Genomic DNA, 20,107 nt, shown 5'->3' with positions numbered 1-20,107 from the left:
AAGCGAGTCATGCCTTTATGCCTCGCCCTTTCTGTTTAACAATCATATAAGTCTTCTCTACGACAGATCAGCCCGCCTCATGACACTTGACCGGGGGAAGTGGCTCATCGAGCGGAGATTGCGATCAATGAATTTTTCCTTTGATACGATCTGGCACAATCTGCCCTATCTGCTGGCAGCTGCGCGCTGGACCATCCTTATTTCGGTCAGCGGCATGGCGATTAGCCTTGTGTGGGGCACAGCCCTGTGCGCGACCCGGCTTTCGGCCAACCCCTTTTTACGTGGAGCCGCCGCCCTCTATATCAGTTTCTTCCGTGGCGTACCGCTGCTTGTCCAGTTGCTGCTATTCTATTACGCCTTGCCTTATGTCGGACTGGACCTTCCGGCCGTTCAGGCTGCCATTCTGGCAACGGGCCTATGTTCGGCGGCCTATACCGCTGAAATCCTGCGCGGTGCCTTGCAGAGCATCCCCAGCGGACAAACGGAAGCTGCCTATGCGCTGGGCATTCCGTCTTTTTCGCTCTGGCGTCGCATTCTGGTGCCGCAGGCGGTGCGCATCGGTATGCCTTCCCTTGTCAACGAGCTGATCCTTCTGGTCAAGGTTTCCTCTCTGGCATCCGTTGTCGGCATCGGCGAACTCACACGCATCTCGCAGAATATCACCGGTGAGACCTATCGCCCGCTGGAAATCTACATCACCGCTGCTGTCATTTACTTCGCGATCAACTGGGTTCTGTCCATCAGTGGCCGACTGATCGAAAAGAAACTACAGATCGGATAGGAGCGCGTCATGGAAACAGAACTTTTTGTCCGTTACGGACCCGCCCTGCTCTACGGTTTCGGCATCACCATCCTGTGCTGGTTGGCAGGCTCCATTGGTGGCGTGATCGTCGGCTTCATTTTGGCCTGCCTCAACCGCTGGGGCCCGCATGCGCTCAGTTGGGTGATCTATGTCTATGTTGAGATCATTCGCGGCACGCCTTTCATGATCCAGCTGTTCATCCTCTATTATGGCGGCCCCTATATCGGTCTGGTGCTCTCGCCGGTGCAGGCTGGCATTACAAGCTTTGTGGTCTATGGCAGCCCCTATTTTGCCGAGATCTTCCGCTCTGGCTTTAACGCCATTCCCAAGGGCCAGATCGAGGCGGCCCGCTGCGTCGGCATGCCTGAAACCCGCATCCTGTGGCGGATCATCCTGCCGCAAATGCTGGTGCCGATCACCGCACCACTCACCAACTTCTTCATCATCCTGACCAAGGAAACCGCTATTCTTTCCGTCGTCACCGTGCCGGAACTGCTGTTCCAGACCCAGACAATGGCTGCGGAAACCTTCACCTTTGTCGAGCCGTTCCTCGCGCTGTCCCTGTTCTACTGGCTGATGGTGCTGGTAACCGGCTGGATTGGCGCCAAGGTGGAACAGCGCGTTACCCGCCACCTGAAACGGGCCTGACAAGATGAACGCACAAGCAAGTGAGACCAAGATGTCGAAAGAACAGATGACCACCACCGCTGACGATGCGATCATCACAGTCCGCAATCTCAGCAAATATTTTGACGATTTCGAAGCCCTGCGCGACATCACGCTGGATGTCAAACGCTCCGAAGTGCTCTGCCTCATTGGCCCGTCCGGCTCCGGCAAGAGCACGCTGCTGCGCTGCCTCAACTTTCTTGAGCAATATGACGGCGGCGAAGTACATCTGGATGGCGAACTGATCGGCTGGCAGGATATCAGCCACAATCCACGCAAGCCGCTTTCCGGTGAAGCCCTGCGCAAACAGCGCCAACATATCGGCATGGTGTTCCAGCATTTCCATCTCTGGCCGCATATGAGCGCACTGGACAATGTCGCCGAAGCCCTGACAAGCGTAAAGAAGCTATCCAAAAAGAAAGCCAAAGAAGCTGCCATGGCAGCGCTCACCAAGGTGCATCTGGAAGACAAGGCAGAGAATTACCCGGCAAACCTCTCGGGTGGTCAACAGCAGCGTGTCGCCATCGCCCGTGCCATTGCCATGGAACCGCAGGTGATGCTGTTTGATGAGCCCACTTCGGCGCTCGACCCGGAACTGGTGGGCGAAGTGCTCTCGGTAATGAAGGATCTGGCGGCCGAAGGCATGACCATGGTGGTGGTTACCCACGAAATGGGCTTTGCCGCCCATGTGGCCGACCGCGTCGCCTTCCTTGATAGCGGGCGACTGGTTACCTGCGTTCCGCCTGAAGAAATGTTCGGGCGCGAGCCGGACGACGCCCGTGTGCGCTCCTTCCTACAGACCTATCGCGAGCGCAATGTGGTTTAGGCTTTGCGCTTAATCTTGCTTGAGAAATGGCCGCTTTCTCTTTGGGAAGGCGGCCTTTGTTTTTTAAAGAGGGCGCCCAATCCATCCCACCGGTGGAAAGACGCATGCCTGAAGCGGAAAGACCCTAAAGGGGGCTGGAAATGGCGTGCATGCCCTTTATGATGAATGCATAAAGCGAACAAATCATTGCCCATTCCCTTGCCCTTTCATACCAGCAAGGCCCCCATTTCAAACCTTGAAGAGAGAACCATGGCAACCTCGTCTGCCCCATCCAGAGCCCACACGCCCATCGCTTCCCATACGACGCCTATTGCCGATATCATTCTGCATAATGGCCCCATCTGGCGCGGTTTTGAAGAAGGCACAACGCAAGCGCTGGCTCTTTGGCAAGGGCGGGTTCTGGCAACGGGCACACTGGATGAACTCTCCCCTTACAAAGGGGACCACACCCGCATGATCGATCTTGAGGGCAGACTGGCCACGCCGGGCTTTACCGATGCCCATCTGCATCCCACCTATTTGGGCGTGGTCATGGATTGGGTCGATATCACGCCGCAAAAGGCCCCAACCCTTGAAGCGCTGCTTTCTGCGGTCAAGGCGCGGGTAGAGCAGAGCGCGCCGGGCGTTTGGGTCTTTGCCAGCGGCTATGACCAGACCAAGCTCGACGTCAAACGACACCCGACGCTTGCAGAACTGGACGCCATCGCGCCGAATAATCCGGTAATGCTGATCCGTACCTGCACACATGTGCAGATTGCCAACAGTCTGGCCATGAAGGCAGGCGGAATTGATGACAGCACACCTGACCCGGATGGCGGACAGATTGGCAAGGAAAATGGCAAACTGACCGGCTTTCTGGCCGAGAATGCCTCGGCACCGGTCTTTGATGCCGTGCCGCCACTCAGCAGAGACGCTGCCATTGATGCCATAGAACGAGCCGGGAATTACTGTCTCTCGGTCGGCATCACATCCGTAATGGATGCAGCCATCGGCATGAAGGCAGGCTTTGAGGAAATCGCTGCCTATAACGAGGCCAAGCGGACAGGTCGCCTGCCGGTGCGCACATGGATGGCGCTCAGAGCCACCCCCGCGCATGATAATATCGTGCCCCAATGCGAGGCCGTCGGCCTTGTCTCCGGCGTTGGCGACGACATGCTGATGGTCGGCTCAGTGAAGCTGTTTCTGGATGGCTCGATCGGCGGCGCAACAGCCTGGATGACCGAAGGATATCTAGCCGACAAGGACAACCACGGCCTGCAGATGATCCCCACCCAGGAGCTGGAAGCCATGGTGCTGGAGTATCATGAGAAGGGCTACCAGATTTGCGCCCACGCCATTGGCGATGGCGCCATCGAACAGCTCATCACAGCCTATGAAAAGGCACTCACCGCCTACCCCGATCCGGACCGGCGTCACCGGGTGGAGCATAGCGGCTTTCTGGCCCCTGACCACAATGAGCGCATGCAGAAGGCAGGCATCATCCCCTCGCCGCAACAGGTGTTTCTCTATGATTTCGGCGATGCCTACATCACCATGATCGGCAAGGAACGGGTCTATAGTTCCTATCCGCAGAAAACATGGACAGACATGGGCCTGAAACCACCTGCCGGCAGTGATAGCCCCGTCTGTGACCCTGCGCCATGGACCAACCTTTATGCCATGCTAACCCGCAAGACGGGCGCAGGCACCCAGCTAGACCCGTCCGAATGCCTCTCGATTGAAGAAGCCCTGCAATCCTACACCGAATATGGGGCCTATTCGCAAAAGCAGGAACATGTGCGTGGCAAGCTGATGCCGGGTTATTTGGCCGACGTCGCCGTCTTCTCGCGCAATCTCCTGGAGGCAACGCCGGAAGAGATTCTCAATGACACGCTCTGCGACCTCACTATTCTAAATGGCAAGGTCGTCTATGAGCGCAAAGAGGGCTGATTGCAGCCCTCTTGTCACTCTTTCCCGCGACTCATCAAATCCTCTGCAAGTGAAGGAGCCCTGCTCCTAGCGCACGATCAACAGACTACAAGGCGCAAGATGGGCGAGTTGGGCCGTCACTGGCCCGGCAATACCCGTCATCGCGTCCGGCTGGCTGGCATTGACGATGAGATAGGATGAGGCCAACGTCTCGGCGAGCAGCAGGATCTGCTGATGAACGCCGCCCTTCAGGACATGCCGATAGACCAGCTCATCGGAGAGGCCAGCCTCCTTTACGAGCGCCACAAGCTCCATCTTGACGTGAGCAATGCTGTCCTTGACCACCTCTTCCACCAGAAAGGGCTTCACATAGTCATAAAAGCCATAGGCCAGCACATAGCAGACATGGATTTCGCCATTGACGCATTGCGCAAGCTTAGCTGCCTCCTTGAGGGCCTTGACCGCATTGGCCTGATGTTCAATGTCAATCGCAACGAGAATCTTGGGGTCCATGGGTCTCTCCGCAGGGTTCATCGCCACCTATCCAGAGGCCGATTGTCTATTTCAATACACTCGGCAACCAGAGCGCCAGATCCGGGAAGATCACCAGCAGCACCACAAACAGGCACATGACGAGGAAGCTCGGAACCGCTGCCCGCGCAATGACCCCGATATCGTGCCCCGTCATCCCTTGCAGCACAAACAGGTTGAACCCGATTGGCGGCGTTATCTGTGCCATCTCGACCACGATCATCAGATAGACTCCGAACCAGAGCATATCAAATCCGGCAGCCCGGACCATCGGCTCGATGACGGCCATTGTCAGAACAATGGACGAAATGCCGTCCAGAAAACAACCCAGCAAGATGTAGAAGACCGTCAGCGTCATGATCAGAGCCAGCGGCGATGGATCCCACGTGGAAATCACCTCGGCCAGCGCCTTGGGAATCCCGGTAAAGCCCATAGCCAGCGACAGGAAGCCCGACCCCATCAGAATGAACATGACCATCGTGGTGGTGCGCACCGCACCCAAGACGGACTCAACGAAAGTGTCCCGCGTCAATGTCTTCTGCAGGAAGGCGAGCACAAAAGACCCGAGCACCCCGAGCGCAGCCGCTTCGGTTGCCGTTGCGACGCCGCCATAAATAGAGCCGATCACTGCAACAATGAGCGCCACAACGGGCAGCAGCCCCAAAAAGGCTGAAAGCTTTTCGCTCCAGTTGGTCGATGGATCCATCTGCATCTTCTCGCCATGGCGTAGCCCCCAGAGGGCGATATAGCCCATGAAAAGCAGCGCCAGACACACACCGGGGATCATCGCCGCCATAAAGAGCTTGGCGATGCTCTCATTGACCGTCACCCCATAGATGATCATCGAAATACTGGGCGGAATGAGCAGACCGAGTGTGCCTGCCCCCGCAAGCGACCCGACGATCTGCCTTTCCGGATAGCCACGTTTGCGCAACTCCGGAATGGCCATTTTGCCAACCGTGGCCACCGTGGCTGCCGAAGAGCCGGAAATGGCGGCAAAAATGGCAGAAGCCCCCACATTTACATGCAGCAATCCGCCGGGCATGCGCCGCATAAAGGGAGCGATGCCACGAAACAGGGTCTCGGACAGGTTTGTGCGATAGAGAATTTCACCCATCCAGATGAAAAGAGGCAGAGCCGTCAGGGTCCAGGAAGACTGGCTGCCCCAGACGGTCAACGCCAGCGCGTCCCCGATGGGCGCAGAGGTAAACAGATACATGCCCAGCATCGCCGTGAGCAGCAGCGACGCCCCCACCCAGACGCTGGTGCCAAGCAGCAAGAACAGGGCGAACAGGAATATCGAAATGGAAAGCGCTTCATTCATACTTCTTGCGGCCCCCCGGCCTCGCCCTGTTCAGGATCTATCGACTTGTAATCGAACAGAACGATCAGCAAGACATGAATGGTCGACAGCGCAAACAATATGGAGCCCAGCGCCACCGGCGTCTGCGGTATCCACAAAAGGATCGCATCGGCGCCTTCGCTGCGCTCACCATAGTCATAGGAATCAATCACCAGTCGCATCATGTAGAAGGCCAGAAAGCTGGCAACACCGGAGATAACCAGATGCGCCCAGATTTCCAAAGCCCGCCTCTTGGCCCCTTCCAGCCTCTGGGAGAGGATCGATACGCGGATATGCCCCTGTGAGCGGAAGGTATAGGCCAGAGCCATGAAGCTGCTGGTTGCCATGGCATAGCCAGCCACATCAGATGCCCCACCGGCGAACCATCCAACAAGACGCGCCAGGATGCTATAAAGCACCAACAGACACAGCAGCACCAAGAGCGCCCCCGCAAGCCAGGCTCCCAAAAGATAGATGCGGTCCATAAACCGACTGATAGTAGTCATGCATTCGTCCCGAGGCTTGCGCCTCTCAATAAGACCGGATTACCTGCGAACAGATATGCATCGGGGAGGCACGAAGCCTCCCCGATATTTCGGTTACATTTCTTCGTAGGCTTTCAAAGCGGCAGCGCCTTCTTCTCCGGCACGCTCAAGCCATTCAGCTTTCAGCTTTGCACCGGCATCTTCAAAGGCTTTCTTCATTTCAGGCGAAGCAGGAGCAACGGTCATGCCCTTCTCCTTGAACTGCTCAACATACCAGCTGTCCAGCTCTTCCGATTTTGCCCAGCACTTGGCTTCTGCATTGGCAGCTGCGTCTTTGACAACTGCTTTGACGCCATCATCCAACCGATCCCATGCACGGGTGTTGACGATGACCATGTTGCGCGGCAACCAGGCTTTCACATCATAATAGTAACTCACATGCTCCCAAAGCTTACGGTCATAGCCAGTCGCGCCAGAAGAAATCATGGCTTCTGCCACACCTGTTGCGAAAGCCTGAGACAGTTCGGCAGCTTCGATCTTGGTCGGCGCCATACCCAGATATTCGGCGATCTTGGATGTTGTCGGATTGTAAGCACGGAATTTCAGGCCTTCAACATCAGCAGGCACCTTGGCTTCCTTGATGGAATAGAAGCCCTGCGGCGGCCATGGGCAGGAATAAAGCAGCGTGACGCGTGACTTGGCCAGAGTTTCTTCTAGAGTTGGTTTGGTTGCCTTGTAAAGCTTCATGGCATCATCAAAAGAAGTTGCCAGAAACGGAATGGAATCCATTTCATAGATCGGGCTTTCATTGCCAAGCGCAGAAATCAGGCGCTCACCAATCGGCACCAAACCTTTACGCACGGCACCGAAAATTTCAGCCCCGCCAAACAAAGACCCTGACGGGTGGGTGGTGATTTCAAGCGCGCCATCACTCTTCTCGGCCACTTCCTTGGCAAATTCAGCAGCCATTTCGGAATGGAAGTTTGTGGCCGAATAAGCCAGAGCCATATCCCACTTTTCAGCATGGGAGAGCGATGTCGAGGCCGCAAGCGCTGCGACCGAGGCAAGGAGAAATTTGAGTTTCATTTGGTATTCCTCTGGATGGTGGTGCTTTTTAAAAATGAAAGATTGAACCGTAAGAAAAGGACGGCTCGGCAATCCTGTTATTTTTCCGACCTGTTATCCGATCGGTGAAAAATTTGCGATATCAGGGGCTTTCCCTGATTGGCGCAGGTGTCTGCTGGCTTAAAGTGTTGGAAAATGTGGAAAGCGTCAAGATTTATGAGGCTTATCCTGTTGGGCAGAAGCGCCAGCGCGATCAGCACGCCCATTGTTCGTGCTCCGCAATCCAGACCATCCTTGACCATACTGCATACTCCACTTGACGCTTACCGGACTGGCGGCCCGTTCTCCTATATCGACAAAGGCGGAGAGGAAAGGACCAAGGCAAAGGCGGGAAAAACCCCAACTTACCCTTTGCCTTCAGATGAAACGGCGTCCGGCTTTCTTTTTGCAGTCTATACGTGCAAAATCCGTGCCCCATTGACAAATCTGGAAATATCGCCGTTATTTCCTTCGAGCACCGCGATTTCCGTCCATAAAATCAACAGCTTTGACCGGAATTAGCAATCGTCACCAACAAGGAATGGCAAATATTTTGGCATCAACTGTTCAAAATGATCCTTTTCTAGGCATCCTCATGCTGGACACGCGTTTCAAGCGCCCAATCGGAGATGCGGGCAACGCCGCCAGTTTTGCCATACCGGCCCGTATCGAAGTGATTACCGGAGCGGGTAGCCCCGACATTGTCAGAAATGGCCGCCCCCTGCCGGATCTGGTAGAAGCGTTCAAGGAAAAGGCGCGCAAACTGGAACGGGAAGGCGCCTGTGCTTTAACCTCCACTTGCGGTTTTCTAGCCACCATTCAGAAAGAGATGGAAGACGCGGTTTCGATCCCCGTAATGCTCTCAGCGCTTTGTCTCTACACGGATATTCGTACCAAACATCTCGAGGGGCCAATCGGAATTCTCACGGCATCCGCGAGAAGTCTGGGCGCAGACGTGCTCAAGGCCGTAAATATAGAGCCCGAGGATGTGATCATCCGCGGCATGGAAGATTGTCCCGCTTTTGCCACCGCCATTCTGGGCGCCAAGCGAGAGCAGTCATTGAAACTGGATCAGACAGCCATAGAGGCCGACATCATCTGCAAGGCGCAAGATATGCTCGCTCACCATCCCGACCTTGCGGCTTTTCTGCTCGAATGCGGCAATTTACCTCCCTATCAGCAGGCCATAGCCAAGGCCACCGGCAAGCCGGTCTATTCCATTCTGGATGGGGTCAATGCCCTAATCAAAGGGCAATAACACGCCTCTCTTCGACTGAACCGACCGCCCAATCTTCTATAGATTCATGATATCGGCGGGCACTTCTTCAAGCGCGGCAAGATACTGATCATAGGTGTTGCCAAGCGTGTAGATATGTTTGCGCATCAGCTCGGCAGCCTTCTCCTCGTCACCTTCATCCATCGCGGCTAGAATATCGTCATGCTCTTGCATGGACTGCTCAAGGCGTCCGCTCACATCGAGCTGCTTGCGCCGGAAGGGTCTGAGGCGCCGGTGCATGCGCAAGGTTTCTTCTTCCAGCACCGCATTGCCCGAGGCCTGATAGATCATGCCATGAAGCCTGTTGTTTGCTTCATAATAGTCATCATTCTTGCCTTCCTTCAGCGCCCGCGCGCAATCGCTCGCGGCACGCTTGAGATAAAGCTGCTGAGCTGAAGTGAGACGGCGGGTTGCCAGCTTGACACACCAGGCTTCCAACTCAGCCATGAATTCGAACATCTCCACAAGGCGGGTCATTGAAGGCCTGCGAACGAAGGCACCACGGTTGGGTATAAGTTCCACAAGACCGATGCCATCCAGAATCTGAAAGGCCTCTCTCAGCGGTGTGCGCGACACATTGAACTGCTCGGAAAGCGCAGCTTCATTGAGTTTTTCGCCATCTTTGTAGGCACCGGTGGCTATTTTCTGCTCAATTTCCGAGCAAATCAGGGCTGATGCTTTGTATTTATTAGTCATGGTACCATTATCGCTTGACAGTATACATTTCACACAGATTATATACAATCTTATAAAAATCAATACAAATAACCTTCCAAGCACAAACCCGAGCTTCAACAGGGGAACGAATATGAAGATATCCAAACTGGTATTGAGTACTGCGGTCTACTTGGCGCTTTCGGCGACGTCCTACGCTGATAAAGCGAGCGACACCGTCAATATGGCATTTCTGAAAGAACTCGAATCTGCCGACGTCTTTTTCAACACGGCACGCGAAGGTCTTCTTCTGAACAATTCGGTATGGGATGGTCTGCTTTATCGCGATCCAGACTCCGGTGAATATAAGGGCAACCTCGCAGAATCCTGGGAATGGATTAACGACACCACAATCGAATTCAAGCTGCGTAAGGGCATCAAATTCCACAATGGCGAGCCATTCAACGCAGATGACGTGGTCTACACTGTCAACTTCGTGTCTGACAAAGCCAATGGCGTGAAAAGCCAGACCAATGTGAGCTGGATGGATCACGCAGAAAAGGTAGATGACTTCACGGTCCGTATCATTGCCGACGCTCCATTCCCGGCCGCTGAAGAGTTCCTCGCAGGCCCCGTTGCGATGTATCCCAACGAATACTACGCCAAAGTCGGCCCCAAAGGCATGGCTGCCCATCCAGTCGGCACCGGTCCTTTCAAGGTCACGGAGCTGGAACCCGGCAAGCATTTTGTACTTGAGAAAAACGAAGACTATTTCAACGGCCCCAAAGGCATGGCCAAGGTGTCAAAAGTTGACATCCGCACCATTCCGGACATGAACACCCAAATCGCCGAATTCTTCAACGGCACATTGGACTTCCTCTGGAACATCCCTGCCGACCAGGCTGAAAAGCTCGCCGCTATGGGCAAGTTCGATGTGGTCAATGCTCCGGCAATCCGCGTTGGCTATATCACAATGGATGCTGCAGGCCGCTTTGATCCGGACGGCCCGATGACCAAGAAAAAGGTTCGTCAGGCCATCTATCACGCCATTGACCGCAAGGCGATCGTCGAAGCTCTCGTGAAAGGCTCTTCCACCGTCATCGACAGCGCCTGTTCTCCAGTTCAGTTTGCCTGTGCTCAGGACCTGCCGACCTACGACTATGACCCGGCAAAAGCCAAGGCCCTTCTGGCCGAAGCTGGCTATCCGGATGGCTTCACCACCGATTTCTATGCATACCGCAACCGTCCGTATGCCGAAGCCATGATGGGCTTCCTTAACGAAGTCGGCATCAAGACCAACTTCAGCTACCTGAAATATGCTGCACTGCGTGAGAAGCGCGCCAAGGGTGAAGTGCCGATTTCCTTCCAGACATGGGGCTCTTACTCCATCGCAGATGCGTCCGCCATTACCTCCGAATTCTTCACCGGCGGCGACTGGGATGATGCCCGCGATCCGGAAATCAAGGAATGGCTGACGGAAGCTGACAAGACCACAGACAAGGAAGCACGTAAGGCCCTTTACAAAAAGGCCCTGACCAAGATTGTCGAGGAAGCCTACTGGGTTCCGATGTTCACCTACAATGTGAACTACGCCATGAGCAAAGAACTCGATTACAAGGCAACCCCGGACGAGCTGGTGCGTTTCTTCACCTTCGGCTGGAAATAACGAGCAATCGGGGCCGGATACCATCCGGCCCCCACCCCTCCCCCAATAATGAGAATTCGAGGTCGGAATGTATATCTATATTCTGAAACGGCTTGGTCTTGCCTTACTGGTGGCTTTCACCGTATCCGCAATCAGCTTCAGCCTGCTCTTCATGGCCGGTGATCCCGCCATCGCAATTGCAGGAGAAAACGCGTCCATGGAAGACATCCAGATGGTCAATGACCGCTATGGATTTGATCGCCCCATCGTCGTGCAATATTTCGAATGGCTGGGCAAGGCAGTTTCCGGCGATCTGGGCAACAGCTGGTATTTTGATCTGCCTGTTTCCGACCTCATCGTAGACCGCTTGAGCGTCACTATGCTTCTGGGTTTGCTCAGCATCAGTTTCGCGCTTCTGCTGGCCATCCCCATGGGCGTTGCCGCAGCGATGAAACCAAACTCTCTCATCGACCGCGCAGCTCTCTTCATCTCGGTGGTCGGTCAGGCCATCCCGTCCTTCTGGTTCGGCTTGATCCTGATCGTGGTCTTTTCCATCAAGCTGGGGCTTGTGCCCGCATCCGGCTCGACAAGCTGGGCTCATTTCATTCTGCCGACGGTCGTTCTGGGCTATTACGCAACACCAGCCATCATGCGCCTAACCCGCGCAGGCATGCTCGAAGTGCTGAGCGCAGATTATATCCGCACCGCGCGCGCCAAGGGGCTGGATAGCCGCAAGATCATGTTCAAGCATGCCCTGCGCAATGCCATCATTCCGGTGATCAGCCTTGCCGCCGTGCAGATGGGCTTCATGCTGGGCGGGTCCATTGTGGTGGAAAGCATTTTCGCGCTGCATGGCGCGGGCTTCCTCGCTTGGGAATCCATCTCCCGAAATGACCTGCCAACCATGCAGGCTCTCATTCTCATCTTTTCGATGTTCTACATCTTCTTCACCTTCCTGGCCGATATCCTCAACGCCTGGATGGATCCACGCCTGCGCATAGCCTGATAGGGAACGGAGAAAATCATGTCGGAGACATCCATCACCTCGGCCTCGACCGAAAAACAGGCATCTGCCCCCAAAAAGCAGAAGACGCCGGTTCATCAGCTTTCACCGCGCGCCAAGATGCTGCATCGGGCGCTGCGCCACAAAGGCTTGCTGTTTGGCCTGTTCGTCATGGCGATCATTGTGATTGTCGCCCTGTTCGCACCGTTGCTTGCCGGTCATGACCCTTACAGCCAGAGCCTGCTCACCCGAATGAAGCCCCCTGTCTTTCTTGGCGGCACATGGGAGCATCCTCTCGGCACGGACGCCCTTGGCCGCGACTATCTCGCCCGCCTTGTCTATGGCGCCCGCATTTCACTGTTGATCGGGCTCATCGCAGCCACCATCTCGGCCTTAATCGGCACCTTCATGGGTGTCATGGCTGGCTATTTCGGCGGCCGCATTGACCTGATCGTGACCTTCTTCATCAATGTCCGCCTCGCCATGCCGGTGGTTCTGGTGGCGCTGGCCGTGGTCGCCCTGTTTGGCGGGTCTCTGCTCGTCGTCGTCTCTGTGCTTGGCCTGCTGCTCTGGGATCGCTTCGCCGTGGTCATGCGCGCAGCCACCATGCAAGTACGCAAGCTGGAATATGTTGCCGCAGCTCAAGTGCTCGGAGCCTCTCTGCCGCGTGTGCTTATCAAGGATATCCTGCCGAACGTGATGAACCATCTGATCGTCATCTTCACGCTTGAAATGGCCCATGCCATCATCCTTGAAGCCGCCCTCAGCTTCCTTGGCCTTGGCGTTCAGCCACCAACCCCGTCCTGGGGCCTGATGATTTCTGAAGGCAAGGAAATGCTGCTGTTTGAAAGCTGGCTGATCACCATCCCGGGTGTCGCTCTGTTCTTTCTCGTCCTGTCTATCAACATGCTTGGCGACGGCATCCGCGACGTCACCGCACCGGAGGGCCGCAACTGATGACCGACCCTATTCTCACCATCAAGAACCTGACCGTCGATCTGCCAGAAGGCGGCGACCGCCCCCATGCGGTCGAGAAGCTCTCGGTTGACATTGCCCCAAAGGAAATCGTCTGCATCGTCGGCGAATCCGGTTCGGGCAAGTCCATCACATCCTTCACCACCATGGGCCTCTTGCCGAAGGCTCTGAAGCCTTCAACCGGTGAAGTGATCTTTGAAGGGCAGGATGTGCTCAAGCTCTCCCCGAGGGAACATGCCAAGCTGCGCGGTAGTCGCATGGCCATGATCTTTCAGGAACCTATGAGCGCGCTCAATCCCTGCTACACCGTTGGCGATCAGATCGAAGAAGTCTTTGAGCAACACACCAGCCTGTCCAAAGCCGAACGTAAGGCCAAGACCATTAAGCTGCTGGACGAAGTACAGCTGCCGGAACCGGAACGTATCTATTCCTCCTATCCCCATCAGCTCTCCGGCGGCCAGCGCCAGCGCATCGTGATCGCCATTGCCCTTGCGCTCGATCCTTCCCTGCTGATCGCCGATGAGCCAACCACCGCGCTCGACCTGTCCACGCAGGCCCAGATTCTCCATCTGTTCAAGGAACTGCGCGAGAAGCACTCCGCTGGCATCATGTTCGTGACCCACGACTTCGACGTGGTAGCCGAGATTGCCGACAAGGTTGTCGTCATGAAAGAGGGCAAGATCGTAGAGCAGGGCACAGCTGAAGAGGTGCTCAATCGCCCCAAACATCCATACACCCGCAAGCTGATTGACGCAGTGCCCCGCCGTACAGGCTCAGTGAATGCCCACATGACGGAAAAGCACAAGGTGATGGAAGTGCTTGGCCTCAACAAGACCTTCCACACCAAAGGCACCATGTTCAAACCGTCCCGCACGGTGCATGCCTGCAAGGATATCAACTTCATCGTCCATCGCGGCGAGACTCTGGGCATCGTGGGCGAATCCGGCTCGGGCAAATCAACGCTCGTCAAATGCCTCATTCGCCTTGAAGATCCAGACAGCGGCTCGGTCATCATCGATGGCAGCGACATTGCACAATTCACGCCGAAACTGCTGCATCCCTATCGCAAGAGCATCCAGATCGTCTTTCAGGACCCTTATGGCTCGCTCAACCCGCGCCGCACGATCGGCGACCAGCTGGTAGAGGGACCGGTCAATTTCGGCGAAGACCGCGCCCATGCCATGGAACGGGCCAAGAAGCTGATGGAAATCGTCCGGTTGGAGCAGGATGCGCTCTATCGCTATCCCGCCCAGTTCTCCGGCGGTCAGCGCCAGCGCATCTGCATCGCTCGCGCGCTGATGGTCGAGCCCGAAGTGCTCATTGCCGACGAAGCCGTCTCTGCGCTGGACGTGTCCGTGCAGAAGGAAGTGCTCAAGCTGCTCAACGAGATTCGTGATGAAATGGGCCTGACGGTTCTCTTCATCACCCATGACCTGCGCGTTGCCGCCCAGATCTGCGACAATCTTGTGGTCATGCAGAATGGCGAAATCGTGGAACGGGGCAATGTCGACGAAGTCTTCGGACATCCCAAACACGACTATACCAAGAAATTGCTCTCGGCCCAGCCCGGCCAGAACTGGAATGTCCCTGACATCTCCAAACTCCCCCCCGTTGATCCGGCTTTGCTGGATCAGGCCTTGAACCAGCCCATGGGGGCGGTCAGATGAGTGGCAATTTCTCTCGCTCTCAATCCACCCGCAAACCGGGTGTAACAGCAACAAGCGGCGGCGTTGTCGCCGCCCAACATGCTCTGGCCGCTGAAGCTGGAGCCCAAGTTCTGGCCGCCGGTGGCGACGCGGTGGACGCAGCCGTAGCCGTTAGTTTCGCCATCGGCGTGCTGGAGCCCTGGATGTCCGGCCCCATGGGGGGCGGCGCGATGATGCTCTGGCGAGCGGACGAGAAAAAGCCTTATGCCCTACACTATGGCATGCGGTCCTCAACCAGCCTTGATGTGTCCCACTATCCCCTCTCTGGAGCAGGCAAGGCATCGGATCTCTTTCCCTGGGAAGCCGTGGTTGAGGATCGCAATGTCACAGGCGCATCCTCTATCGCCGTGCCCGGCACGGTGGCCGGTGCGGCAGAAGCCCATCGACGCTTCGGAAAGCTGCCATGGCGTGATCTGCTGCAGCCAGCCATTGCCCATGCCAAAACCGGCATGCATGTGGACTGGTACGCGGCCCTCATCATCGCCTCTTCAGCCAGAGAGCTGGCAAAGGACAAGGACGCCGCGGCATTGTTCCTTGAAGATGGTCAATGGCCCAAGGTCTTTGGCTGGACGGCTCTTTCCGATATCCGCCTTGACCAGTCCGGACATGCTGCAACCCTTGAGCGCCTTGCCGAAGCGGGAGCCGAGGATTTCTATACCGGAGACATTGGCGCGGCCCTTATCAAGGATGTAACCGACAAGGGCGGGTTCCTCACTGCCGAGGATATGGCCAGCTACCGCGCCGAGTGGCAGAACCCGCTGCATATCCCTTACAATGGCGCCAACATCTGGGCCGTTCCGACCCTCACTGCAGGCCCCACTCTTGCGCACGCCATGAGCCACTGGCAAAGCGCCTACACACCATCAACTGCGCCAGAAGGAACGAGCTTTGCCGCCATGGCCGAAGCCATGCGTGCCGCCTATGAGGATCGCCTCACCAATATGGGCGATCATGAAAGCGCCAAGGCCCCGGGCTGCACCACCCATTTCTCCATCGTCGACAAAGACGGCAACATGGTCGCCATGACGCAGACCCTGCTCTCCATCTTCGGCTCGCGCACCCTGTCGCCCTCCACCGGCCTGATGATGAATAATGGCATCATGTGGTTCGATCCCGAGCAGGGAAAACCCAATTCCCTGGCTCCGGGCAAACGCTGCCTGATGAATGTCTGCCCCGTGATTGGCGAAAAAGGCGAACGCCGTTTTGCACTGGGCGCTTCAGGCGGACGCAAGATCATGCCCGCAGTGGGACAAATCTCGTCATTCCTGCTTGACTATGGCATGTCAATGCAGGATGCCATAGAGGCCCCTCGTATCGACGTTTCAGGCGGCGACACGATCGTCGCCGACGAGCGCCTTTCAGATGATGTCAACGACGCCCTGTCGGCCCGCTGGTCTCTGGCAACAGCAAAGCGCATGCCCTTCCCCTATGCCTTCGCCTGCCCGGCTGGCGTTTTGCGTGACGGAAGCACCAATTCCGGCACCACAGAAACCTTTTCCCCATGGGGCGATGGCATTGCAGAAGTCAGGGACTGACCTGACCTCTGCCCCCGCCATTGCCCTGAGCCCGCCCGGACGGTCGCCGCCCGAAACCGTTTAAAATTTGACAAGAATAGAGAGCAGACAGATGAGTGATCGCAATAAGGCTCTGGCCATCAGCGCCAGCTATTTTGATGAGGGCACCTTCCTCTCGGACATCAAGCGCCTTGTCTCACACCCGACCGAAAGTCAGGACCCGCGCGGCAAGCCTTATCTTCTGGCCTATCTCACGGACGAAATGCAGCCCCTACTTGAAGGCCTCGGCTTCAGCTGTAAAATCTTTGACAACCCTCAGGAAGATGCGCCTCCCATCATGGTGGCCGAGCGCATGGAAGATCCGGCCCTGCCAACGGTGCTGAGCTACGGTCATGGCGATGTCATCCGCGCGCAGGAAACCCAGTGGCGCGAAGGGCTCTCCCCCTTTGACATGGTTGAAGAGGGTGACAAGGTCTATGGCCGTGGCGCTGCCGACAACAAGGGCCAGCATCTCATCAACATCAAATCCATGGCGGCCGTCATCGAGGCAGAAGGCAAGCTGGGATTCAACGCCAAGATCCTGCTGGAAATGGCTGAAGAGTGCGGCTCCCCTGGGCTAAAGACCTTCTGCGAACAGCATAAGGAGCTGCTCGCCGCCGATGTGCTCATCGCATCCGATGGCCCGCGCCTTTCCCCCGCAGCTCCAACCATCTTCACCGGCTCGCGCGGTGGCGAACTGTTCGACATGGTGGTGGACCTGCGTGAAAGCGCCAATCATTCGGGCAACTTTGGCGGCCTGATTGCCGATCCGGCCATCATTCTGGCCCACGCGATTGCTTCCATCACCGATGAACGTGGCCAGATCCAGATCCCGGAATGGCGCCCGACCAGCCTCACCCCGCGCATTCGCGAAGTGATCTCGGCGCTACCACCCGTCGACACTGGCTCCATCGAGATCGATGAAAACTGGGGCGAAGAAAGCCTCACCCCGCAGGAACGTGTCCTTGGCTGGAACAGCTTTGCCGTGCTCGCCATGAAATCCGGCGTGCCGGAGGCCCCCGTCAACGCCATTTCCGGCTATGCCAAAGCCACCTGCCAATTGCGCTTCGTTGTTGGCACCGACCCCGATGACATTATTCCGGCGCTGCGTCGTCATCTGGCAGCCAAAGGCTTTGACAAGGTCGAGGTCGTCAAGGCCGAACGCCATGCCTTCCCGGCCACGCGCCTTGATCCGGACCATCCATGGGTCCGCTTTGCCGCCAAATCCCTCGAAGCATCCACAGGCACCAAGCCGCACATCCTGCCAAACCTTGGCGGCTCCCTGCCCAATGACTGCTTTGCCGATGTGCTGGGCCTGCCAACCATCTGGATTCCGCACAGCTATGCAGCCTGCAGCCAGCATGCCCCCAACGAGCATATCCTCAAATCCCTTTCCCGACAGGCCCTGCAAGGCATGACGGGGCTGTTCTGGGACATCGCCGCCAAAGGGGCGGTGCCTTCCGAAGGAGAATAAAACATGGCAGCAACCCTCACGCTTTTTGCAGTCATCGCTGGCGCGGGTGCCATTGCGGGCATCATCTCAGGCCTTCTGGGCGTGGGAGGCGGTATCATCCTTGTGCCCGCCTTCTTCTATGCCTTCTCTTCTTTGGGTTACCAGCCCGAACAGCTCATGCAAATTTGCGTGGCGACCTCCACGGGCACCATCATATTCACCTCGATCCGCTCGGTGCTGGCACACAACAAACGCGGCGCGGTTAGCGTCGAGTTGATCAAGACATGGGGCCCGTTCATTGCCTTTGGATCGGTGGTTGGTGTGTTCGCGGCAGCCTCCCTGCGCTCCCATGAGCTGCAACTTGTCTTTGGCTGCATCGGCATCATGCTGGGCCTTTACATGCTGCTCGGCAAGAAGGACTGGCGCCTTTCAACCGAATTGCCCGGCCGCATCCTCAGCAAGATCTACCCCATCATAATCGGCTTCTTCTCGGCTCTCATGGGCATTGGCGGCGGCTCATTCACCGTGCCACTGCTGACCGCCTATAACGTACCCCCGCACAAGGCTGTCGGCACGTCCCCCGGCTTCGGGCTGATGATTTCCATCCCCGGCTTCATCACCTTTCTCACGCAAGGCTGGGATATCACCGGCAAGCCTCCCTTCACCGTCGGCTATGTCAACCTGCCCGCGGTTGTCGTCATCGTCATGACCACCATGCTGACCGTACCGCTTGGGGTGCGTCTGGCCCATTCCCTCTCGCCCAAGCAGCTGCGCATCGTCTTTGCCTTCACAATCCTTATCCTGACAGGCAACATGCTCCGAAAGGCACTGATGGCATGACGCATTCTTCTCCTTTCCTCAGCAATGACGCCCTTCTAGAGCAGCTAAGGGCCGCAGAACCAACCCTCTGGTGCAATCCTGATTATGCGCCCCAGCGTGACGATGAGGCGCAAGCTGGCTTGCAGCAGGCCGTCGAGAATTGGCGCATGCTGGCGCCACTCCTCCAGCTTATTTTCCCAGAGCTGGAAGATACAGCTGGCACCATTACCTCCGATCTCATCGAAGTGGATGCTCTTCGCGCCCCTCTTGGTTATCTGGATCGCACCTTCGGGCGCCTGTTTGTCAAGGCTGACCATGCCTTGCCGGTTGCCGGATCAGTCAAGGCCCGCGGTGGCATCTATGAGGTCCTCATGACCGCCGTGAATGAAGCCCGATCCTCTGGCTTCATCGCCCCCACGGATCCTGTCTCCGCCCTCACAGGCGCGGCCGCACACAGTTTCTTTGCCGAACGCACCATTGCTGTCGGCTCGACCGGCAATCTTGGTCTCAGCGTGGGCATTGCCGCCAGAACCCTTGGCTATAATGCCGTTGTGCATATGTCTGCCGACGCCAAGCCCTGGAAGATCGAGCGCCTGCGCCGCTTCGGTGTCAAGGTCAAGCAGCATCGTGGAGACTATAACCTCGCCGTTGCCGCAGCCCGTGATGCTGCCAGCAAAGACCCTATGGTCTATTTTGTCGATGACGAGGATTCAGAGCTGCTCTTTTCCGGCTACAGCGCCGCTGCGCTGGAACTGGCGAGCCAGTTGATCGAGGCTGGCATCAATATCGGCCCTGATTGCCCGCTCTTTCTCTATCTTCCCTGCGGCATCGGCGGCGCACCGGGCGGCATCGCCTATGGCGCGCGCGGTGTGTTTGGTTCCAATGTGCATTGCTTCTTTGCCGAGCCAGTGCAATCGCCTTCCGCTATGGTGCAGATGATGCATGGTCTGGAAAAGCCAATGTCTGTTTATGATATCGGCCTGACCAACAAGACCGAAGCCGATGGCATGGCGGTTGCCACCATGTCCCATATCGTTGCCCAGAAAATGCAGCAACGCCTTGCTGGCGTTTACACCGTTGGCGATGATGATTTGATGCGACTGCTCTCCATTGCCTACGGCGCAGCCAATCTCAAGCTGGAGCCCTCAGCCACCATCGGCTTTGCTGGCCCGCATTTCATGCTTGAAACCGCGCAGGGTCAGGCTTTCAGCAGTCAGCATCTCACTCCCAAAGCGATGGAAAACGCAATTCATGTCGTCTGGACGACCGGCGGTTCTTTCGTTCCCGAGCTGCAATTCCAGTCTTTCGTGGACAAGGGCAATGCGCTTGCACCCCAATTCGATTTGAAAAAAGGATAAA

At 56.7% G+C, this 20,107-nt stretch carries 18 protein-coding genes; 13 read left to right on the top strand and 5 right to left on the bottom strand.

The genetic code is table 11. The features are described from left to right. The first annotated feature begins 127 nt into the window (after positions 1 to 127). From ACKPCT_RS20410 to ACKPCT_RS20395, 4 genes are all read left to right on the top strand, one after another. Positions 128 to 781, top strand: coding sequence for an amino acid ABC transporter permease (locus ACKPCT_RS20410; RefSeq protein ID WP_319567822.1), 654 nt, complete (start codon positions 128 to 130; stop codon positions 779 to 781). A gap of 9 nt (positions 782 to 790) precedes the next feature. Next, entirely contained in the window at positions 791 to 1,450 is a 660-nt protein-coding gene (locus ACKPCT_RS20405) for an amino acid ABC transporter permease (protein WP_090074072.1), read from the top strand. A 31-nt stretch (positions 1,451 to 1,481) separates the two neighbouring features. Beyond that, positions 1,482 to 2,294 carry an amino acid ABC transporter ATP-binding protein gene (locus ACKPCT_RS20400; RefSeq protein WP_280141778.1) on the top strand — a complete coding sequence of 271 codons (813 nt, stop codon included), beginning with the start codon at positions 1,482 to 1,484 and terminating at the stop codon, positions 2,292 to 2,294. Between the two features lie 249 nt (positions 2,295 to 2,543). Then, positions 2,544 to 4,223, top strand: a complete 1,680-nt coding sequence (locus tag ACKPCT_RS20395) for an amidohydrolase (protein WP_319567821.1) — start codon at positions 2,544 to 2,546, stop codon at positions 4,221 to 4,223. Between the two features lie 66 nt (positions 4,224 to 4,289). On the opposite strand, the gene ACKPCT_RS20390 is transcribed toward ACKPCT_RS20395, so the two are convergent. The 4 genes from ACKPCT_RS20390 to ACKPCT_RS20375 all read right to left on the bottom strand — a co-directional run bounded on the left by ACKPCT_RS20390 (position 4,290) and on the right by ACKPCT_RS20375 (position 7,646). Next, complete coding sequence (locus tag ACKPCT_RS20390) at positions 4,290 to 4,715, bottom strand: universal stress protein (protein ID WP_319567820.1); 426 nt, start codon at positions 4,713 to 4,715, stop codon at positions 4,290 to 4,292. 46 nt (positions 4,716 to 4,761) lie between these two features. Continuing rightward, positions 4,762 to 6,057 (bottom strand): TRAP transporter large permease, encoded by a 1,296-nt coding sequence (locus ACKPCT_RS20385; RefSeq protein ID WP_319567819.1) that lies wholly within the window; start codon positions 6,055 to 6,057, stop codon positions 4,762 to 4,764. Next, complete coding sequence (locus ACKPCT_RS20380; RefSeq protein ID WP_090074078.1) at positions 6,054 to 6,581, bottom strand: TRAP transporter small permease subunit; 528 nt, start codon at positions 6,579 to 6,581, stop codon at positions 6,054 to 6,056. The genes ACKPCT_RS20385 and ACKPCT_RS20380 overlap by 4 nt, the downstream gene beginning before the upstream one ends. Before the next feature lie 93 nt (positions 6,582 to 6,674). Continuing rightward, positions 6,675 to 7,646 (bottom strand): TRAP transporter substrate-binding protein, encoded by a 972-nt coding sequence (locus tag ACKPCT_RS20375; protein WP_090074080.1) that lies wholly within the window; start codon positions 7,644 to 7,646, stop codon positions 6,675 to 6,677. 613 nt (positions 7,647 to 8,259) lie between these two features. On the opposite strand from ACKPCT_RS20375, the gene ACKPCT_RS20370 reads away from it, so the two are divergent. Next, positions 8,260 to 8,922 carry a hypothetical protein gene (locus ACKPCT_RS20370; RefSeq protein WP_319567818.1) on the top strand — a complete coding sequence of 221 codons (663 nt, stop codon included), beginning with the start codon at positions 8,260 to 8,262 and terminating at the stop codon, positions 8,920 to 8,922. 36 nt (positions 8,923 to 8,958) lie between these two features. Here the strand turns inward: ACKPCT_RS20370 and ACKPCT_RS20365 are convergent, their stop codons facing one another. Next, a complete protein-coding gene (locus tag ACKPCT_RS20365) occupies positions 8,959 to 9,636 on the bottom strand; it encodes a GntR family transcriptional regulator (RefSeq protein WP_090074084.1) in 678 nt (225 codons plus the stop codon). Positions 9,637 to 9,748: 112 nt separating this feature from the next. Here ACKPCT_RS20365 and ACKPCT_RS20360 point away from each other — a divergent pair, with 112 nt between their 5' ends. From ACKPCT_RS20360 to ACKPCT_RS20325, 8 genes are all read left to right on the top strand, one after another. Next, on the top strand, positions 9,749 to 11,260 hold the full coding sequence (locus ACKPCT_RS20360) for an ABC transporter substrate-binding protein (RefSeq protein WP_090074085.1): 1,512 nt from the start codon (positions 9,749 to 9,751) through the stop codon (positions 11,258 to 11,260). Between the two features lie 67 nt (positions 11,261 to 11,327). Next, complete coding sequence (locus tag ACKPCT_RS20355; RefSeq protein ID WP_319567817.1) at positions 11,328 to 12,245, top strand: ABC transporter permease; 918 nt, start codon at positions 11,328 to 11,330, stop codon at positions 12,243 to 12,245. A gap of 117 nt (positions 12,246 to 12,362) precedes the next feature. Beyond that, a complete protein-coding gene (locus ACKPCT_RS20350) occupies positions 12,363 to 13,199 on the top strand; it encodes an ABC transporter permease (protein WP_319569445.1) in 837 nt (278 codons plus the stop codon). Next, positions 13,199 to 14,884: an ABC transporter ATP-binding protein gene (locus ACKPCT_RS20345; protein WP_319567816.1), complete on the top strand. Its 1,686-nt coding sequence runs from the start codon at positions 13,199 to 13,201 to the stop codon at positions 14,882 to 14,884. Before ACKPCT_RS20350 ends, ACKPCT_RS20345 begins: the two co-directional genes overlap by 1 nt. Next, positions 14,881 to 16,458, top strand: coding sequence for a gamma-glutamyltransferase (locus ACKPCT_RS20340; RefSeq protein WP_319567815.1), 1,578 nt, complete (start codon positions 14,881 to 14,883; stop codon positions 16,456 to 16,458). The genes ACKPCT_RS20345 and ACKPCT_RS20340 overlap by 4 nt, the downstream gene beginning before the upstream one ends. Before the next feature lie 91 nt (positions 16,459 to 16,549). Then, positions 16,550 to 17,950 carry a M20 family metallopeptidase gene (locus ACKPCT_RS20335; protein WP_090074092.1) on the top strand — a complete coding sequence of 467 codons (1,401 nt, stop codon included), beginning with the start codon at positions 16,550 to 16,552 and terminating at the stop codon, positions 17,948 to 17,950. Positions 17,951 to 17,953: 3 nt separating this feature from the next. After that, on the top strand, positions 17,954 to 18,769 hold the full coding sequence (locus ACKPCT_RS20330) for a sulfite exporter TauE/SafE family protein (RefSeq protein WP_090074093.1): 816 nt from the start codon (positions 17,954 to 17,956) through the stop codon (positions 18,767 to 18,769). Further along, positions 18,766 to 20,106, top strand: a complete 1,341-nt coding sequence (locus ACKPCT_RS20325; RefSeq protein ID WP_319567814.1) for a D-serine ammonia-lyase — start codon at positions 18,766 to 18,768, stop codon at positions 20,104 to 20,106. The genes ACKPCT_RS20330 and ACKPCT_RS20325 overlap by 4 nt, the downstream gene beginning before the upstream one ends. Position 20,107 lies beyond the last annotated feature (1 nt).

This window comes from Cohaesibacter marisflavi, assembly GCF_963665895.2.
In the GTDB taxonomy this organism is placed as follows: domain Bacteria; phylum Pseudomonadota; class Alphaproteobacteria; order Rhizobiales; family Cohaesibacteraceae; genus Cohaesibacter; species Cohaesibacter marisflavi.
The sequence above is the reverse complement of the archived record's forward strand: the minus strand, read 5'-3'. Positions and strand labels throughout refer to the sequence as shown.

What these genes read in the sequence shown, in the direction of transcription:
- ACKPCT_RS20410 (WP_319567822.1), top strand. Translation starts at nt 128, where the DNA reads ATGAATTTTTCCTTTGATACGATCTGGCACAATCTGCCCTATCTGCTG.
- ACKPCT_RS20405 (WP_090074072.1), top strand. Translation starts at nt 791, where the DNA reads ATGGAAACAGAACTTTTTGTCCGTTACGGACCCGCCCTGCTCTACGGT.
- ACKPCT_RS20400 (WP_280141778.1), top strand. Translation starts at nt 1,482, where the DNA reads ATGTCGAAAGAACAGATGACCACCACCGCTGACGATGCGATCATCACA.
- ACKPCT_RS20395 (WP_319567821.1), top strand. Translation starts at nt 2,544, where the DNA reads ATGGCAACCTCGTCTGCCCCATCCAGAGCCCACACGCCCATCGCTTCC.
- ACKPCT_RS20390 (WP_319567820.1), bottom strand. Translation starts at nt 4,715, where the DNA reads ATGGACCCCAAGATTCTCGTTGCGATTGACATTGAACATCAGGCCAAT.
- ACKPCT_RS20385 (WP_319567819.1), bottom strand. Translation starts at nt 6,057, where the DNA reads ATGAATGAAGCGCTTTCCATTTCGATATTCCTGTTCGCCCTGTTCTTG.
- ACKPCT_RS20380 (WP_090074078.1), bottom strand. Translation starts at nt 6,581, where the DNA reads ATGACTACTATCAGTCGGTTTATGGACCGCATCTATCTTTTGGGAGCC.
- ACKPCT_RS20375 (WP_090074080.1), bottom strand. Translation starts at nt 7,646, where the DNA reads ATGAAACTCAAATTTCTCCTTGCCTCGGTCGCAGCGCTTGCGGCCTCG.
- ACKPCT_RS20370 (WP_319567818.1), top strand. Translation starts at nt 8,260, where the DNA reads ATGCTGGACACGCGTTTCAAGCGCCCAATCGGAGATGCGGGCAACGCC.
- ACKPCT_RS20365 (WP_090074084.1), bottom strand. Translation starts at nt 9,636, where the DNA reads ATGACTAATAAATACAAAGCATCAGCCCTGATTTGCTCGGAAATTGAG.
- ACKPCT_RS20360 (WP_090074085.1), top strand. Translation starts at nt 9,749, where the DNA reads ATGAAGATATCCAAACTGGTATTGAGTACTGCGGTCTACTTGGCGCTT.
- ACKPCT_RS20355 (WP_319567817.1), top strand. Translation starts at nt 11,328, where the DNA reads ATGTATATCTATATTCTGAAACGGCTTGGTCTTGCCTTACTGGTGGCT.
- ACKPCT_RS20350 (WP_319569445.1), top strand. Translation starts at nt 12,363, where the DNA reads ATGCTGCATCGGGCGCTGCGCCACAAAGGCTTGCTGTTTGGCCTGTTC.
- ACKPCT_RS20345 (WP_319567816.1), top strand. Translation starts at nt 13,199, where the DNA reads ATGACCGACCCTATTCTCACCATCAAGAACCTGACCGTCGATCTGCCA.
- ACKPCT_RS20340 (WP_319567815.1), top strand. Translation starts at nt 14,881, where the DNA reads ATGAGTGGCAATTTCTCTCGCTCTCAATCCACCCGCAAACCGGGTGTA.
- ACKPCT_RS20335 (WP_090074092.1), top strand. Translation starts at nt 16,550, where the DNA reads ATGAGTGATCGCAATAAGGCTCTGGCCATCAGCGCCAGCTATTTTGAT.
- ACKPCT_RS20330 (WP_090074093.1), top strand. Translation starts at nt 17,954, where the DNA reads ATGGCAGCAACCCTCACGCTTTTTGCAGTCATCGCTGGCGCGGGTGCC.
- ACKPCT_RS20325 (WP_319567814.1), top strand. Translation starts at nt 18,766, where the DNA reads ATGACGCATTCTTCTCCTTTCCTCAGCAATGACGCCCTTCTAGAGCAG.